Origin of the sequence: Bradyrhizobium genosp. SA-3 (assembly GCF_004212635.1) — a bacterium.
In the GTDB taxonomy this organism is placed as follows: domain Bacteria; phylum Pseudomonadota; class Alphaproteobacteria; order Rhizobiales; family Xanthobacteraceae; genus Bradyrhizobium.
Map to the genome: position 1 here is coordinate 1 of NZ_PSRT01000024.1, position 16,113 is coordinate 16,113.

Annotated in this window: 15 protein-coding genes and 1 pseudogene; 6 read left to right on the forward strand and 10 right to left on the reverse strand. The window is 64.4% G+C overall.

Going from position 1 to position 16,113, the window contains the following annotated elements:
* Positions 1 to 304 precede the first annotated feature (304 nt).
* The 3 genes from CWO91_RS10550 (at position 305) to CWO91_RS10560 (ending at position 3,725) form a co-directional block, all read left to right on the forward strand.
* Complete coding sequence (locus tag CWO91_RS10550) at positions 305 to 2,215, forward strand: propionyl-CoA synthetase (RefSeq protein WP_130213411.1); 1,911 nt, start codon at positions 305 to 307, stop codon at positions 2,213 to 2,215.
* Positions 2,216 to 2,517: 302 nt separating this feature from the next.
* Complete coding sequence (locus tag CWO91_RS10555) at positions 2,518 to 2,787, forward strand: hypothetical protein (RefSeq protein WP_130213412.1); 270 nt, start codon at positions 2,518 to 2,520, stop codon at positions 2,785 to 2,787.
* A 191-nt stretch (positions 2,788 to 2,978) separates the two neighbouring features.
* A complete protein-coding gene (locus CWO91_RS10560; protein ID WP_130213413.1) occupies positions 2,979 to 3,725 on the forward strand; it encodes an OmpW/AlkL family protein in 747 nt (248 codons plus the stop codon).
* 142 nt (positions 3,726 to 3,867) lie between these two features.
* Here the strand turns inward: CWO91_RS10560 and CWO91_RS10565 are convergent, their stop codons facing one another.
* Both CWO91_RS10565 and CWO91_RS10570 read right to left on the reverse strand, forming a co-directional pair.
* A complete protein-coding gene (locus CWO91_RS10565; RefSeq protein ID WP_091895111.1) occupies positions 3,868 to 4,050 on the reverse strand; it encodes a hypothetical protein in 183 nt (60 codons plus the stop codon).
* A gap of 140 nt (positions 4,051 to 4,190) precedes the next feature.
* Positions 4,191 to 4,886: a DUF1013 domain-containing protein gene (locus CWO91_RS10570; RefSeq protein WP_165405350.1), complete on the reverse strand. Its 696-nt coding sequence runs from the start codon at positions 4,884 to 4,886 to the stop codon at positions 4,191 to 4,193.
* 265 nt (positions 4,887 to 5,151) lie between these two features.
* Between CWO91_RS10570 and ispH the strand changes: the two genes are divergently transcribed.
* Genes ispH through rnhA form a run of 3 tightly spaced genes read left to right on the forward strand, consistent with a single transcriptional unit; the run spans position 5,152 to position 7,571 of the window.
* Complete coding sequence (gene ispH / locus CWO91_RS10575; RefSeq protein ID WP_130213415.1) at positions 5,152 to 6,120, forward strand: 4-hydroxy-3-methylbut-2-enyl diphosphate reductase; 969 nt, start codon at positions 5,152 to 5,154, stop codon at positions 6,118 to 6,120.
* A 6-nt stretch (positions 6,121 to 6,126) separates the two neighbouring features.
* Positions 6,127 to 7,110, forward strand: coding sequence for a homoserine kinase (locus tag CWO91_RS10580; protein ID WP_130213416.1), 984 nt, complete (start codon positions 6,127 to 6,129; stop codon positions 7,108 to 7,110).
* A complete protein-coding gene (gene rnhA, locus CWO91_RS10585; protein WP_091895107.1) occupies positions 7,107 to 7,571 on the forward strand; it encodes a ribonuclease HI in 465 nt (154 codons plus the stop codon). Before CWO91_RS10580 ends, rnhA begins: the two co-directional genes overlap by 4 nt.
* A 124-nt stretch (positions 7,572 to 7,695) precedes the next feature.
* Here the strand turns inward: rnhA and CWO91_RS10590 are convergent, their stop codons facing one another.
* The 8 genes and pseudogenes from CWO91_RS10590 to CWO91_RS10625 all read right to left on the reverse strand — a co-directional run bounded on the left by CWO91_RS10590 (position 7,696) and on the right by CWO91_RS10625 (position 16,005).
* Complete coding sequence (locus CWO91_RS10590) at positions 7,696 to 8,181, reverse strand: peroxiredoxin (protein WP_091895200.1); 486 nt, start codon at positions 8,179 to 8,181, stop codon at positions 7,696 to 7,698.
* 108 nt (positions 8,182 to 8,289) lie between these two features.
* Positions 8,290 to 8,844: a DUF924 family protein gene (locus tag CWO91_RS10595; protein ID WP_130213417.1), complete on the reverse strand. Its 555-nt coding sequence runs from the start codon at positions 8,842 to 8,844 to the stop codon at positions 8,290 to 8,292.
* 15 nt (positions 8,845 to 8,859) lie between these two features.
* Positions 8,860 to 10,545: a long-chain fatty acid--CoA ligase gene (locus CWO91_RS10600; protein WP_130213418.1), complete on the reverse strand. Its 1,686-nt coding sequence runs from the start codon at positions 10,543 to 10,545 to the stop codon at positions 8,860 to 8,862.
* A gap of 190 nt (positions 10,546 to 10,735) precedes the next feature.
* The gene (locus tag CWO91_RS10605) at positions 10,736 to 12,217 is read right to left on the reverse strand and encodes a D-alanyl-D-alanine carboxypeptidase family protein (RefSeq protein WP_130213419.1); all 1,482 of its coding nucleotides are present in this window, start codon (positions 12,215 to 12,217) and stop codon (positions 10,736 to 10,738) included.
* Positions 12,218 to 12,407: 190 nt separating this feature from the next.
* Positions 12,408 to 14,204, reverse strand: a complete 1,797-nt coding sequence (locus CWO91_RS10610; protein WP_130213420.1) for a glucan ABC transporter ATP-binding protein/ permease — start codon at positions 14,202 to 14,204, stop codon at positions 12,408 to 12,410.
* 63 nt (positions 14,205 to 14,267) lie between these two features.
* Positions 14,268 to 14,579 (reverse strand): HigA family addiction module antitoxin, encoded by a 312-nt coding sequence (locus CWO91_RS10615; RefSeq protein WP_130213421.1) that lies wholly within the window; start codon positions 14,577 to 14,579, stop codon positions 14,268 to 14,270.
* A 34-nt stretch (positions 14,580 to 14,613) separates the two neighbouring features.
* A pseudogene (locus tag CWO91_RS10620) lies at positions 14,614 to 14,888 on the reverse strand (type II toxin-antitoxin system RelE/ParE family toxin).
* 67 nt (positions 14,889 to 14,955) lie between these two features.
* Positions 14,956 to 16,005, reverse strand: coding sequence for an ABC transporter substrate-binding protein (locus tag CWO91_RS10625; RefSeq protein ID WP_130213422.1), 1,050 nt, complete (start codon positions 16,003 to 16,005; stop codon positions 14,956 to 14,958).
* Positions 16,006 to 16,113: the final 108 nt, after the last annotated feature.

Consider the following 16,113-nt stretch of genomic DNA (forward strand, 5'->3'; position numbering starts at 1 on the left):
CGCGCCCCGGGCGATGCGAAGCATCGTCCCGAGCGCGGCGGGTGAGGGCTTTCTCTCCTCAGGGAGTCTTCATTGCGGAAGCACCCCCACCCCAGCCCTCCCCCGCAAGCGGGAGAGGGGGCGCTCCGCCCGCGTGGCCGGCAGCGTGCCTCCGCCAAAAGACCCATCCTTTTCGGCTTGAACCGCGGCCCGTTCCCGGGAAAATAGCCCTCAAACAAGGCCGGTACTTGATCCTGGTCATGGCGGGGCGCTCGTCCTGCCACAAGGGTCAGGGCCAGGCCAGAAAGGGAACGGGAGCGCGGGAATGAACATCCAGGGCAAGAGTCTCTATCACGAGGTCCATACGCGCTCGCTGGCGGACCCTGAGGGCTTCTGGGCCGAGGCGGCCAAGGAGATCGACTGGATCGAGCCGCCGAAGGCCATCTTCGATTCCACGCAAGGAACCTACGGCCGCTGGTTCGCCGGCGGCGTGGTCAACACCTGCTACAATGCACTCGACCGCCATGTCGAACGCGGCCGCGCCGACCAGGTCGCGCTGATTCATGATTCGCCGCTGACGGGCAGCGTCACGAAATTCACCTACGCCGAGCTCTTGAGCGAGGTGCAGGCGCTTGCCGCGATCATGCGGGATTTTGGTGTCGCCAAGGGCGAACGCGTCATTCTCTATATGCCGATGGTGCCGGAGGCGGTGGTCGCGATGCTCGCCTGCGCGCGCATCGGCGCGGTGCATTCCGTGGTGTTCGGCGGCTTTGCCGCCAAGGAGCTCGCCACCCGCATCGACGACGCCCAGCCGAAACTCATTCTCTCCGCGAGCTGCGGCATCGAGCCCGGCCGCATCGTGCAATACAAGCCGCTGCTCGACGAGGCGATCAAGCTCGCAAGCACGAAGCCGAAGGCCTGCATCGTGCTGCAACGTCCGCAGCACACCTGCGACCTCACGCCCGGCCGTGACTATGATTGGGCGAGCTTACGCCGCAAGGCGATGAACGACGGCAAGAAAGCCCCTTGCGTGCCGGTCGCGGCCACCGATCCGCTGTACATCCTCTATACGTCAGGCACCACAGGCATCCCCAAGGGCGTGGTGCGCGACAATGGCGGGCACCTCGTCGCGGTAAATTGGTCGATGTTCAATCTCTACGGGGTCAAGCCGGGCGAGGTCTGGTGGTGCGGCTCGGACATCGGCTGGGTGGTGGGCCACAGCTACATCGTCTACGGGCCGCTGATCCACGGCGCGACCTCGATCATGTATGAGGGCAAGCCGGTCGGCACGCCCGATGCCGGCGCATTCTGGCGCGTGATCTCTGAGCACAAGGCGGTCGCCTTCTTCACGGCGCCGACCGCGTTCCGCGCGATCCGCAAGGAGGATCCCGAAGGAAAATTCATCCGGCAATATGACCTTTCGAAATTCCGCACGCTGTTCCTCGCCGGCGAGCGCGCCGATCCGCCGACGGTGGAATGGGCGGAGCAGCAGCTGAAGGTGCCGGTGATCGATCATTGGTGGCAGACCGAGACCGGCTGGTGCATCGCCGGCAATCCGGTCGGCCTCGGCATGCTGCCCGTGAAGCACGGCTCGCCGACGGTGCCGATGCCGGGCTACCAAGTCGACATCGTCGACGAAGCGGCAAAGCCAGTCGGCCCCAACACCATGGGCTCGATCGTCATCAAGCTGCCGATGCCGCCGGGCTGCCTGCCGACGCTGTGGAATCAGGACGAGCGCTTCAAGGAATCTTACTTGAGCGAATTTCCCGGCTACTACAAAACCTCGGACGCCGGCTACAAGGACGAGGACGGCTATGTCTTCGTCATGGGCCGCACCGACGACATCATCAACGTCGCCGGGCATCGCCTCTCCACCGGTGGCATGGAGGAGATCCTGGCCTCGCATCCGGATGTGGCCGAATGCGCGGTGCTGGGCGTCAAGGACGCGATCAAGGGCGAGGTGCCCTGCGGCTTCCTGGTGCTGAAAGCGGGCGTGACGCGTGCGCCTGCCGAGATCGAGAAGGAGATCATAGCGCTGGTGCGCGACAAGCTCGGCCCGGTCGCCGCCTTCAAGCTCGCGATCACCGTCGGCCGCCTACCCAAGACGCGCTCCGGAAAAATCCTGCGCGGCACTATCAAGAAGATCGCCGACGGCGAAGCCTGGACCATGCCGGCGACGATCGAGGATCCCAAGGTGCTCGACGAGATCGGCGCGGCGCTGAAGGGGAGGGTGTGAGATTTGCGCCGGTCGTTCTGCCTGTGAGGCGCAATGCCGCCCTCTCCACCTTCCGCTGTCATCGCCCGCGCAGGCGGGCGATCCAGTACTCCGCGGCGGCAGTTGTGTGACCCAATGACCGCCGCGGCGTACTGGATTCCCCGCCTGCCGCCTACGCTAAAGCTTCGGCGCCCCTGGACCTCAACCCCGGCGAAGCCTTGGCGTAGCCGGGTCGCGGGGAATGACAGCGAGATGGACGGTATCCAAGGACTTACATTCTCCGCATTCCGCGTTAAACAGTGCCGGCCAATAGGGGACCTCGTATGCCACTCGCCGCCACGTCGCGTCTGCTTGCAGCCGTCACTCTCGCCATCGCTCTCTCCGCCTGCTCCGCGCGTTACCAGACGCCGGTGGCGGTGGGCGGCGACGACGACGACGCGGTCTGTCAGAGCCGCGGCTATGCGCAGGGCTCGCCGGAATACGTGGCCTGCCGCAAGGACCGCGACGTCCAGCGCAATGCGGCCACCGCGCGCGCCGATCGCCGTCAGCGCGATCTCGGCGAATACATGCTGAACCATCCGGAACGGCCGTGAACGCTGGCGCGGAATTATCATGCCGCGCCGCTTGCCTGCACTCACGTTTCCCGTGACACATCTGCCACGCCGCGACCAAATCGCAGGCGGCCTGTCCTGATTTGATCGGCGTCAAATCCTTCATCATCTCCTTTCTGCTCTGACGCTCGTATCGCGCAACGACGCGCGAGAGATGCTGAAGGGGAATGAAGATGGACGGAACGATAAGAAACTTGGCGCGGCTCGCAGCGATTGGCGCGATGCTCGCGGGGACTTCTGCCTCAGTGCAGGCCGCCGATCTGGCGGTCTACAAGAAGGCGCCGCCACAGGTGGAAAGCTTCAATCCCTGGATGGTGCGCCTGCGCGTGCTCGGCGTGTTGCCGGATGCCGGCGGCAGCACTGTCAACGTTGCGGGCGTGCCGTCGCTGTCGTCGCCGAATTCGGGCCTCTCGATCAGCGACCAGATCGTGCCCGAGCTCGACATCAGCTACTTCTTCACCAGGAACATCGCGGCCGAACTGATCCTCGGCGTGACCAGGCATTCGATCAGCGGCACCGGCTCGCTCGCGAACCTGCCGATCGGCAAGACCACGCTGCTGCCGCCGACGCTGACGCTGCAATATCACTTCGACAATTTCGGCGCGTTCAAGCCGTATATCGGCGCCGGTGTGAACTACACCGTGTTCTTCAACAATTCGGCCGCCAACACGCCGGCCGCGATCGTCGGGCCGCCCGCGATCGTCGCCACCACCACGAGCCTGCACGTCAGCAATGCCTGGGGTGGTGCGGTGCAGTTCGGCTTTGACTACATGCTCGACCGGCACTGGGGGCTCAACGTCGACGTGAAGAAGCTCTGGCTGCGACCGGACTACTCGGCGACCGTCTCTGGCCTGCCCGTCACCGGCACTGCGCATATCGACCCGTGGCTGGTCGGTGCGGGCGTCACCTACAAGTTCTGACGGCGTTTCGCGGCGCCGGGTGGGGCCCCGGCGCCGCGGTGTATTTTCCGTTTGATTGTTGTGGGATCGTCATCGCCGGGGCCTGACATTGACGGTGCTTGGCATCGTCTCACCAGCGAATGCGATGAACGGTGGAAAGCGGCTATCCCGCGTGCGCCGTTCGCGGATGCCGCTCATGCAGCAGCTTCGCCAAATCGTCGCGATCGCCAGGGCGGTCCGTCAGGGCAATCTCGAACAGGGCTTCCTGGATATCCCGGGGCATGTCGCCCCACGCTGCCAGGACAGCGCGCCCCAGCATCAACGCAAAATGGTTCTCGTCCCGCATCGCTGATCCTCCGCGCTGGAAACAATGCGACGTCAGCCGCATCGTTCCGGGAGCGGTGTCGCGAAAGTTCCCGGCCGCAAACAAAAACGCGGCGGATCACTCCGCCGCGTTCGAACCGGATGCGGTGCAGGGAAGGAAGCCTACTCCTCCTCGTCCTCCTGCTTCTTGCCGCCGAGCGTCTTGAGCTTGGCGAATACGGCGTCGACATTGAGGTCGTCGCTGGACTTATCCGCAGGTTCGTATTCGTCCTTGCGGGTGGTCTCGGAGGCCGGCAGCAGGGTGGCGCCGCCATAGGCTGCGTCGATCGGCTTTTCCTTGGCGGCGCGCTGCACCTCGAAATCGAGCTCGATCTGCGAGCAGAGGCCGAGGGTGACAGGGTCGATCGGGGTCAGGGACGATGTGTTCCAATGAGTGCGGTCGCGCACGCTCGCGATCGTGCTCTTGGTGGTGCCAACCAGGCGCATGATCTGCGCGTCCTTCAGCTCCGGATGATTGCGCAGCAGCCAGAGGATGGCACTCGGGCGCTCGTGGCGGCGCGAGACCGGGGTGTAGCGCGGGCCCTTGCGCTTGGGCTGGGGCGGCAGCACCACCTTGCTCTCCTGGAGGCGAAGCCGGTAGTCCGGGTTCTTCTCGCCTTTCTCGATCTCCTCGCGGGTCAACTGGCCGTTGGAGAGGGGATCCATGCCCTTAATGCCTTGGGCAGCGTCGCCGTCGGCGATCGCGCGCACTTCGAGGGGATGCATCTTGGTGAAATCGGCGACCTGGTCGAAGGTCAGCGCGGTGTTGTCGAGCAGCCAGACGGCGGTCGCCTTGGGCATCAGAGGTGCGTTGCTCATGGCAAATCTCCTTTGTGCTTCGCCCACCCCTCTGGAGGCGAAACCGGTGGTCATCAGCGATGACAGGGAATTCGCGCTATATAAGCCCGGAGGGGGTAGCCACGCAATGGTTCTGCTATAGATAGTGCCTTGACAGCGCCCGAAAGGGGGCCCAATTCCTTTTGAAGTCGCTGTAAAGTCCAAGCAGACTGTTTTAAGCCCAATTCCATCCATCGACCGCCCCCGCCAGAAGGCGAAACGGGTGATTCGGTCCCGAGATCGCTCAATGTCAGCCAAACCAGACCTCAAGATCGTGCTTTGTTCTCCCCGCGGCTTCTGCGCCGGGGTGGTCCGGGCGATCGACACCGTGGAACGGGCGCTCGATAAATACGGCGCCCCCGTCTATGTTCGCCATGAGATTGTGCACAACAAATACGTCGTCGATGGGTTGAAGAAGAAGGGCGCCATCTTCGTCGAGGAGCTCGCCGAGATCCCTGACAACACCACCGCGCCGGTGGTGTTCTCGGCCCATGGCGTGCCGAAGTCGGTTCCGGCCGATGCCCAGTCCCGCAATTTGTTCTCGCTGGATGCGACCTGCCCGCTGGTGACCAAGGTGCACCGCGAGGCCGCGATCCACTTCAAGCGCGGCCGCGAGATCTTCCTGATCGGCCATTCGCATCATCCCGAAGTGGTCGGCACTCTCGGCCAGCTTCCGGTCGGCGCCGTGACCCTGATCGAGACCGCCGAGGACGCCAAGACCATCACGCCGAAGGACCCCAATAACCTCGCCTTCGTGACCCAGACCACATTGTCGATCGACGACACCGCGGAGATCGTGGCGCTGCTCAAGGAGCGCTTCCCGAACATCAACGGGCCGCACAAGGAAGACATCTGTTACGCCACCACCAACCGCCAGCTCGCGGTGAAGAAGGTGGCGCCGGTGGTGGACGCCCTGATCGTGGTTGGCGCGCCGAACTCGTCGAACTCGCAGCGCCTGCGCGAGGTCGCCGAGCGCGAGGGCTGCAAGATCGCGGTGCTGGCGCAGCGCGCCGCCGACATCGACTGGGACAAGTTCGGCAACATCGCCAGCCTCGGCATCACCGCGGGCGCGTCGGCGCCGGAAGTGATCGTCGAGGAGATCATGGACGCGTTCGCCGAGCGCTACACGCTGCATGTGGAGACGGTCTCGGCCGCGGAAGAGAACGAGTTCTTCCCGCTGCCGCGCTCGGTGCGCCCCGAAGCCGCCGCAGAGTAAATCTGCATGGCGGTCTACACCGACGTTGCCGCCGACGAGCTTGCGGATTTCCTGAAGCAATACGATCTCGGCGAATTGCTCTCCTACAAGGGCATCGCCGAGGGCGTCGAAAACTCCAACTTCCTGCTGCATACGACGACCGGATCGTTCATCCTCACGCTCTATGAGAAACGCGTGGCGAAGAACGATCTGCCGTTCTTTCTCGCGCTGATGACGCATCTCGCCGAGCACGGCGTCAATTGCCCGCTGCCGGTGAAGGGAAGAGACGGCGAGGCGCTGCGCGAGCTGTCGGGCCGCCCCGCCGCAATCATCACCTTTCTCGAAGGCGTCTGGCCGCGCAAGCCGAATGCGACCCATTGCGCCGGCGTCGGCGAGGGGCTGGCGAAAATGCACCTGGCTGGCGCCAATTTTGCGATCAAGCGCGCCAATGCGCTCTCGGTCGCGGGCTGGCGGCCGCTGTTCGATGCGGCCGCAAGCCGTGCCGACGAGGTGCAGCCGGGCCTGCGCGCCTTTCTCGCCGCCGAGCTCGATCATCTCTCGAGTGGGGTCTGGCCGACCGACCTGCCGGAGGGCGTGATCCACGCCGACCTCTTCAACGACAACGTCTTTTTTCTCGGCGACCGGCTCTCGGGGATCATCGACTTCACCTTCGCCTGCAACGACATGCTGGCCTATGACATCGCGATCTGCCTCAACGCCTGGTGCTTCGAGCCGGATCATTCCTTCAACGTCACCAAGGCGCGCGCCTTCCTCAATGCCTATGGCCGGGTGCGAAAGCTCTCCGAAGCCGAGGAGGCGGCGCTGCCGCTGCTCGCGCGTGGTGCTGCCATCCGTTTCCTGCTGACGCGGCTGGTCGACTGGCTCAACGTGCCGCCGGGCGCGCTGGTGAAGCCGAAGGATCCGCTGGAATATGTCCGCAAGCTGCGCTTCCATCAGAGCGTGACGAGCGTTCGCGACTATGGGCTGATGCCCTCAGGACTGGTGGCGTGAGCGAGCTTCCCAATGTCACGATCTATACCGACGGCGCCTGCTCGGGAAATCCCGGGCCGGGCGGCTGGGGCGCGATCCTGAAGTTCGGCGACAAGGAGAAGGAGCTGAACGGCGGCGAGCGCCACACCACCAACAACCAGATGGAGTTGATGGCGGCGATCTCCGCGCTCGAAGCGCTGAAGAAGCCGTGCACGGTCGATCTCTACACCGACAGCCAATATGTCCGTCAGGGCATCACGGGGTGGATCTTCGGCTGGAAGCGCAACGGCTGGCGCACCGCCGACAAGAAGCCGGTGAAGAATGTCGAGCTATGGCAGCGTCTCGATGCCGCGCTGAAGCAGCACGAGGTCCGCTGGCACTGGGTCAAGGGCCATGCCGGGCACCCGGAGAACGAGCGCGCCGATCAGCTCGCGCGAGACGGGATCGCGATGGCAAGATTGCAGCAGAGGGTGAGGGAGTAGGGGGCGCCGCATTTCGCTTGTGCCGTCGTCTCGCGCCCCAATCTCCATCGTCATCCCGGCCTAGTGCGCAATTGCGCACTAGGCCGGGACGACACCGAGGATGTCGTTGAAAGCGGCGGCCGCCTTACAGCTGCCCCAGCAGCGTGTCGCCGCCGGAGACCTCGACCTTGCCGGGCATCGCCTCGAGGTTCAGCTTCTTGACCACGCCGTCCTCGACCAGCATCGAATAGCGCTTGGAGCGGATGCCGAGGCCGTTGGCGGAGGCGTCCAGCTCCATGCCGATCGCCTTGGTGAAATCGGCATTGCCGTCGGCGAGGAAGATGGCCTCGTCGCGCTGGTCGGTGTCGCGCTTCCAGGCGTTCATGACGAAGGCGTCGTTGACGGAGACGATGGCGATGGTGTCGACGCCCTTGTCCTTCATGGCGTAGGCGTTGAGGAAGATGCTCGGCAGGTGCATCTTGTGGCAGGTGCCGGTATAGGCGCCGGGCACCGCGAACAGCGCCACCTTCTTGCCCTTGAAGATATCGTCGGTGGTCTTCACTTGCGGACCTTCCGCCGTCATCACGCGGAATTTCGCCTCGGGCAGCTTGTCGCCAGTCTGGATCGCCATCATCAGTCTCCCTGAATATCGGTCCCGCTTTTTAGACCGTGGCGCCGGCCTGCACAATATTGCCGGCGGCGGAAGCGGCGAGGGCCGCGGTCGTTCACCGTGATGTCATCAGCCCGTAAAACCGCCGCCGTCGAGGAAGGCCTGCTCTTCCGCGGTGGTGTCGCGGCCGAGAAGGCGATTGCGGTGGGGGAAGCGGCCGAACCGCTGGATGATGTCGGCGTGCTCGCGAGCGTATTTCAGGTTCACGGCATTGTCGGTGTTTTGAAACAGCGCAACGCAATGCAGCTGGTCAGCCAGGTGCTCGGAATGCATGAAGGGCAGATAGAGGAATTCGAGCAGGATGGGATCGACCCTGCGATCTGTGCCGCTTTCGATGGCGCGGCGGGCAACATCGCGCGCCTGCGCGTCGCTGGCAAAAGCCTCCGGCGTGTCGCGGAACATGTTGCGGGGGAACTGATCGAGCACGATGGCGAGCGCGAGCGCGCCGTCGTCGCTCGTCTCCCATGATGCAAGCTCACCGGCGGCCGCCTTCTGCCACAGGGCGAGAAAGCGGCGCCTGACCTCTGCGTCGAAAGCGTCGTTGCGCTTGTACCAGCGCTCGCGGCCGGCCTCGCGCCAGAAGGCGAGAATGCCTGATGGCGTGATGTCGCCGCCTTCCAGCATGAATGAAAAGCGGCCTTACGCCGCCTCCGCCTTCTTCTCGTCGCGAAGCTGCCGGCGCAGGATCTTGCCGACATTGGTTTTCGGCAGGTCGTTGCGGAATTCGATGTGCTTGGGCACCTTGTAGCCGGTGAGCTGCTCCTGGCAGAACTTGATCACGGCTTCGGCCGTGAGGTTCGGGTCCTTCTTGACCACGAAGGCCTTCACCGCCTCGCCCGATTTGGAATCGGGGATGCCGATCACGGCGCATTCGAGCACGCCCGGATGGCTCGCGATCACTTCCTCGATCTCGTTGGGATAAACGTTGAAGCCCGAGACCAGGATCATGTCCTTCTTGCGGTCGACGATTTTGGTGTAGCCCTTCTCGTCCATCACGCCGATGTCGCCGGTGCGGAAATATCCGTCAGCGGTCATCACCTTGGCGGTCTCCTCCGGCCTGTTCCAGTAGCCGGACATGACCTGCGGGCCCTTGGCGCAGATCTCGCCGGCCTGACCGAGCGGCATCTCGTTGCCGTCGTCGTCGCGGATCGAGATCCAGGTCGAGGGCACGGGAATGCCGATCGATCCCGAGAACTCGGTCGTGGTCGCGGGATTGCAGGTCAGCGTCGGCGAGGTCTCCGACAGGCCATAGCCTTCGGCGATGAAGCAGCCGGTCACGGCCTTCCACTGCTCGGCCACGGAGCGCTGCACCGCCATGCCGCCGCCGTTCGAGATCTTCAGCTTGGAGAAGTCGAGCTTCTTGAAGTCGGGATGATGCATCAGGCCGTTGTAGAGCGTGTTCACGGCCGGGAAGCTGTTGACTTGGTATTTCGCCAGCTCCTTGACGAAGCCGGCGATGTCGCGCGGATTGGGGATCAGGAGGTTGCAGCCGCCGGCGCGCACTGCGAGCAGGTAGCAGGCCGTCAGCGCGAAGATGTGATAGAGCGGTAGCGCACAGACGATCATGAGCTGATCGACATGCGGCGGCGCGGCGAGCGCCGGCTGGAGCCAGGCGTCGTTCTGCAGCACGTTGGCGACGATGTTGCGGTGGAGCAGGGTGGCGCCCTTGGAGACGCCGGTGGTGCCGCCGGTATATTGCAGGAAGGCGACGTCGCCCGGCGAGAGCTTTGGCTTGTTGAAGGTCATGCCGCGGCCGGCGGAGAGCGCGTCGTTGAACGGCACCGCGCCCGGCAGCGACCAGGCCGGCACCATCTTCTTGACGCGGCGGACGACGAGATTGACGATCACGCCCTTGAAGCCGAGCAGGTCGCCCATGCTGGCGACGATGACGTGCTTCACCGGCGTCTTCGCGATCACCTGCTCGACCGTGTGGGCAAAATTCTCCAGCACGATGATGGCCTCGGCGCCGGAGTCCTTGAGCTGGTGCTCGAGCTCGCGCGGGGTATAGAGCGGATTGACGTTGACCACCGCGAAGCCGGCGCGCAGCACGGCAGCGGTCGCAACCGGGTATTGCAGCACGTTCGGCATCATGATGGCGACGCGGGCGCCGCGCTGCAGCCCGCGGCCCTGCAAATAGGCGGCGAGCGCGACCGACATCTGGTCGAGGTCGCGATAGCTGATCGACTTGTCCATGCAAATGAACGCCTTGCGGTCGGCGAACTTGGTGAAGCTCTCCTCCAGCAGGTCGACCAGCGATGCGTATTGCGTCGGCTCGATATCGGCGGGCACGCCGGGCGGATATTGCTTGAGCCAGATGCGCTCCATGGAAACTCCCCTCATCTAACTGAGCCCGTTGTGTCTCGGGCTTGCCTCATTGCCGCCAGTATCGAGCCTGCCGGAACGGGTGGCAAGCCGTCGAGGCTTAGGGCAAAGGTCGGGGAGTAGCTACTGGAATCATCACAGACCGCGCTGCCGCAGGTGCGAAGTGCGGGCGCGGTCCAGCCCCGAGGGGCCGTTAACTGTTGTTGGCCGGCTTGGTGGCGGCGGGCTTGGTCGCGGCTTTGGGCTTGGCAGGCTTGGGGGTCTGATCGCCGGTTGCCGCCGGTTTCTCGGCGGGTTTTGCCGCCGCATCGTGCTTGGCCGCGGCATGCTTGGTCCCGGCCGGCTTGGCCGCGGCCTTGGTATCGCTCTTGGTATCAGGCTTGGCAGCCGGCTTCGCCGCCGCCGTCTTGGATTCCTTGCTCGCGTCCTTATTCCCGTCCTTCGGCTTGTCGGCAGCGTCAGGCTTCTTGGCGACGCGCGACTTCTTGCCACGCGGCTTTGCCACCGTCTGTTGATCGGCATCGGCCGCGACCGCCGCGATCAGGGCCGTGCCGGTGCGGGTCGGGCCGGTATAAACAAGCACGGGCTCGGCAGCGGCCGGAGCAGAGGCGATCAGCTCGGAGGCCTTCATCAGCGGCGGCTGCAGGCCGGCCGTGAAGAAGGTGACTTGGGCTTCGCCGCCGGTGGCCGAGGCCGATCCGGTCGTGCTGCCATTGGCCGCGATCAGCGCATCGTCGTCGTCGCTGGCCGGCCGCTTGCGGTTGGGCCCGCACATCTCGTCGCGCAAGTTCGGCGGCGAGGCGTCGACCGGCACGAGATTATCGACGGTGCCGAGCGAAGGTCGCAGCCATGTCAGATTGTCCTGGCTGAAGCCGCGCTCGAGCAGCTGCGCCGCCTTCACCGCGCGCGCGGTGCCGGAATTGGCGCCGAGCACCACCGCGATCAGCCGGCGGCCGTTGCGCGTGGCCGATGCCACGAGATTGTAGCCGGAGGCGCAGATGAAGCCGGTCTTGAAGCCGTCGGCGCCGGGATAACGGCCGATCAGCTTGTTGAAATTGCCGGTGATGCGCTTGCCGAAGCGGATTGCCGGGATGTGCACGAAGTACTCGTATTCCGGCAGGTCGCGCAGGAACGCGCGCGCCAGGATTCCGAGATCACGCGCGGACGTGATCTGACCGTCGGCGGGCAGGCCGTTTGGATTGACGTAGCTCGTCTGCGTCATGCCGAGCTTCTTCGCGGTGTCGTTCATCATCGCGGAGAAGCCGTCGATCGAGCCGCCGATGCCTTCGGCAAGCACCACGGCCATGTCGTTCGCCGACTTGACCATCATCATCTTCAGCGCGTTGTCGACGGTGAGCTGCGTTCCCGGACGGAAGCCCATCTTCGATGGCGACTGCGAGGCTGCCGTCGGCGACACCGTGAGCAGCGTGTCGAGCGTGAGCCTGCCATCCTTGACCGCCTTCAGTGTCACATAGGCGGTCATGATCTTGGTGACGGAAGCCGGGTACCAGGGAATGGTCGCATTATCGGCCTGCAACACCTTGCCGCTGTCGGCTTCGATCAGCAGCAGCGCTTCGGCGCGCGCTGCGCCCGGCGCGAGCAATGCGGCGCATGCGAGGCCCGCAGCGACCAGGTTGAACAGCGATTTGCGAAGCAGCGGGCGAAGGGCGTGCACTATCCGATTCCGGTCCTTGGAGATCCGCCGGTTTCGGACGGTTCTCGTGATCTGATGGTCGGTTTTGAAATCCAAGCGCCGCCGCTTGCGGCGTCGCAAACCTATACCGGCTGATGCGTCGAGAATAGGGGGACCGGTGCGGTATTCCGCAATGAAATAGGCCGAATTTCGACGGTCCTATGAGGACTTGCTACGGGGATTTGACCGGAGTCGCGGCAGTCTCGGCCGCCGTCACGCTGGCCCGTGCGTTTTCCTGAACCATGAACTGGGCCCTGGCGAGCTCGGCGAAATGGCCGCCTTTGGCCACGAGTTCATCGAAAGTTCCGCTTTCGGTCACCCGGCCGTTCTCGAACACCAGGATCCGCGTGGCGTTGCGGATGGTGGAGAGGCGGTGCGCGATCACGAAGGTGGTCCTGCCCTTCATCACTTCGTCGAGAGCGGCATTCACCTTGGCCTCGGTGACGGCGTCGAGCGCGCTGGTCGCCTCGTCCAGGATCAGGATCGGCGGATCCTTCAGCAGCGCGCGGGCGATCGACAGCCGCTGCCGCTCGCCGCCGGAGAGCATGCGGCCGCGTTCGCCGGCATTGGTCTCGAAGCCGCCGCTGCGCTCGATGAAGTCGAGCGCCTGCGCGCGCTCGGCCGCCTTGCGCATCTCGTCCTCGGTCGCATCCGGCTTGCCGACCTGCAGATTCTCCGCGATCGAGCGGTTGAACAGCAGCGCCTCCTGGAACACCACGCCGATGTTCCGCCGCAGCGACGTCAGCGTGATCCCGCGCACGTCCATGCCGTCGATCCTGATGAAGCCGGACTGTGGGTCGAAGGCGCGGTGCAAAAGCGCGATCGCGGTCGACTTGCCGGCGCCGGTCGGACCGACCAGCGCGATGGTCTGGCCGGGCAGTGCGGTGAACGAGAGGTCCTCGACCGCAGGGCGCTTGCCGTCATAGGAGAAGGTGACGTCGTTGAACTCGACGAGGCCGGACAATCTGCCGGCATCGATCGCATCGGGCCTGTCGTGCACCGCGGGCACGGCGTCGAGCACGTTGAAGAACTCGCGCAGACGCGGCGCTTCCATGAACACGTTGTTGATGAAGCTCACGACCTGCTCGAGCTTCTGGATCAGCAGCGTCGCAAAGCTCACGAACATCACGATCTCGCCGACCGAGGTGAGCCCCTGGTCGTGCAGCGCTATGCCGAGTGTGAAGATCGCGAGCACGGTGATGGTGGTGGAGGCGCGCGTGATGACGGTGACGAGCGCCCACCACGACAGCACCGGCATCTGCGCGGCCAGCAGCTCGTCGGCGACGGAGCGCAGCCCTTTAACCTCGGATTCGACGCGGACAAAGCTCTGCACCAGCGCGACGTTGCCGAGCGCATCGGAGGCGCGCGCAGAGAGCTCGCTGTAGTGCTCCTCGACCTCCATCTGCATACCGAAGGTCTTGCGCACGACGAAGGTCGTCAGCGCGGTGAAGACGATGCAGAGCACGAACAGCAGGATCGCCAGCCGCCAATTCAGGTAGAGCGACAGCGGCAGCAGCACCACGACCGAGAGGATCGCGGCAAAATGCTCGCGGAAGAAGCCGAGCCATAGCCGCCATAGCGCGTCGGTGCCGTTGAGCATCACCTTCATCAGCCGGCCCGAATGGGTGCCGGAGTGGAAGGTCAGCGGCAGTTGCAGGATGTGCTCGAAATAATCGGTCAGCACCGCTTGGCGCTGGCGGTGCGAGAGCCGATCGGCCTGCAAGGCCACGAGCGCGCTGCATGCGATGGTGAACAGCCCGAAGGCGACCCAGGCGGCTAGGAACGGCCAGGCCGAGTTCGAGCCGGCTACGGTCTTGCCCGAGAGCACGTCGACGATCCGGCCGAACAGCACGGGCTCGGCGAATTGCGAGCCCGCCAGCAGCAGATTGGCGACCGCGAGCAGCCAGCCCAGCCGCGCCTCCTTGCCGAGCAGCTCGAGAACGCGGGTGTAGAGACGGAGGATGGACATGCGATACGCTGAACCGTGGAAAGGTCGTCAGTCAACCGGTTGAACTACGCTGGGGTGGGCAGCTCAAGCCACCTTCAACGTGGGGATATGGCTAACGTCCACCGTCTGTTCCGCGTGCCACGTGTCGTGGGCCGCCTGCATCCGGACCCAGATCCCGGCACCGCCTCCAAACAGCTTTCCGACGCGGACTGCCACCTCAGGAGACAGCGGTTTCTTCTCCTCCATGATATCGTGAAGGTGCTGCCGCGAGATGCCCAACAGGCGCGCGATCTCGACCTTGGTCTTACCCGAGGCCGGCAGCATGTCTTCGCGAAGCACCGCGCCGGGATGAACGGGACAGCGACGCGGATTTCTTTTGGCAGAATATTCGACCATGGCCGCTCCATGCCGAGACAGTCTCGGCTCGGTGTCAGTGATATTGCTCGAAATCGACCCGATGGGCGTCACCATTCTCGAATTCGAAAGTGATGCACCAGGTCCATTCACATGGACCGTGTACCGGACAGGCTTGCCGTGCAGACGATGGAAGTCAAAGCCGAGCACGTTCATGTCTTCGGGAAGCGTGGCGCTATCGAGTTGATCGAGCCGCCGTAGGATTCTCGCATGCATCTTGGAATCGATCTTCGCCGTCTTTCCCTTAGACCAGAGATCGCCAAGAGCCTTGTTCCGAAAGGATTTTATCAAGGTGCTGCCAAAATCCGACGCAGATCTGAATGTAAGCTATTTGCTTACATAAGTCAAGTTCAGAAGTTCAGTTGATCAGCCGCCCCGCCAGCGGCGGCAGGAATTGGTCGTCGAAGATCTCGGACGCCGCCGGTCGTTTGCGGAATTTGAAGTCCTGCGCGACCTGGCCGATCGAGCGCTCGAGGCGCGCCGGGTCGACGCCGCCGAGGCCGTTGCGCCTGACCTCGTCGGTCAGGATGTTGTCGGCGAGGGCGGTGCGCAGGCGCTCCAGCTCCAGGTTGCGGTCGCCATCCTCGATACGGCTCGCGGCCTCCTCCGCCGCGCGCCCCGGCTCCATGACGGTCGCGTTGATGCCCGCGATCAAGGCGCGGACGAGGCCCTTGACGGCATCCGGCTTTGCTGCGGCGAAGGCGGGATTGACCACCACGGCAAAGCCGTAGGCTTCGCAGCCGTAATCCGCATAGCGCAGTACGACGAGATCGGCTTCGGGCACGCCGCGGTCGCGCAGGTTCACCGCCGACACATAGCTGAACCCGGCGACCGCATCGACCTGGCCCGCGGAGAGGATCGGCTCGCGCACCGCCGCGCTGATCTTGTGGAATTTGACGTGCGATGCATTGATGCCGTTCTGCTGCGCCAGCGCAGGCCACAGCCGTATCGACAGGTCGCTGTCGGCAACGCCGACGGTCTTGCCGTCGAGATCGGACAGAAGCTGGATGCCGCGGCTCCTGCGCGCGACGATCGCGTAGGGTGCGCGGTTGAACAGCACGAACACCGCCTTGACCGGCGCTGCCTGCTCCTTGTCGCGAAAGCGGATCAATTCGTTGATGTCGACCAGCGCGAGCTCGCTGTCGCCCTTGGCGACACGCGCGAGCGCTTCCGACGATCCGGCTGCGGTGTTGAAGGACACGCTGAGATGCTCGGCGCCGAACCTGCCGTCCTTTGCCGCCAGGAAGAACGGCGCCATGCTCGCATCCAATGGGCGGTCGAAGGTGAAGTGAATCGCAACGGATGGGGCGGCGGTCTCGGCCACGCTGACATCGCGTGCAATCAATGTCGCAAGCGAGGTCACGAGAGCCAGCAGGCAACGAAGGACGATCGTCTTGAATTCCGACATCGGGTGCGCCGGTCCCGCATTGTTATGGTTTCGTGACGCTCGCAGCGCCGGCTGGCAGTCAGTCTGTCCGCGTCAACATGAACGGCGGATGAGCGGAGGTTGCGTCAC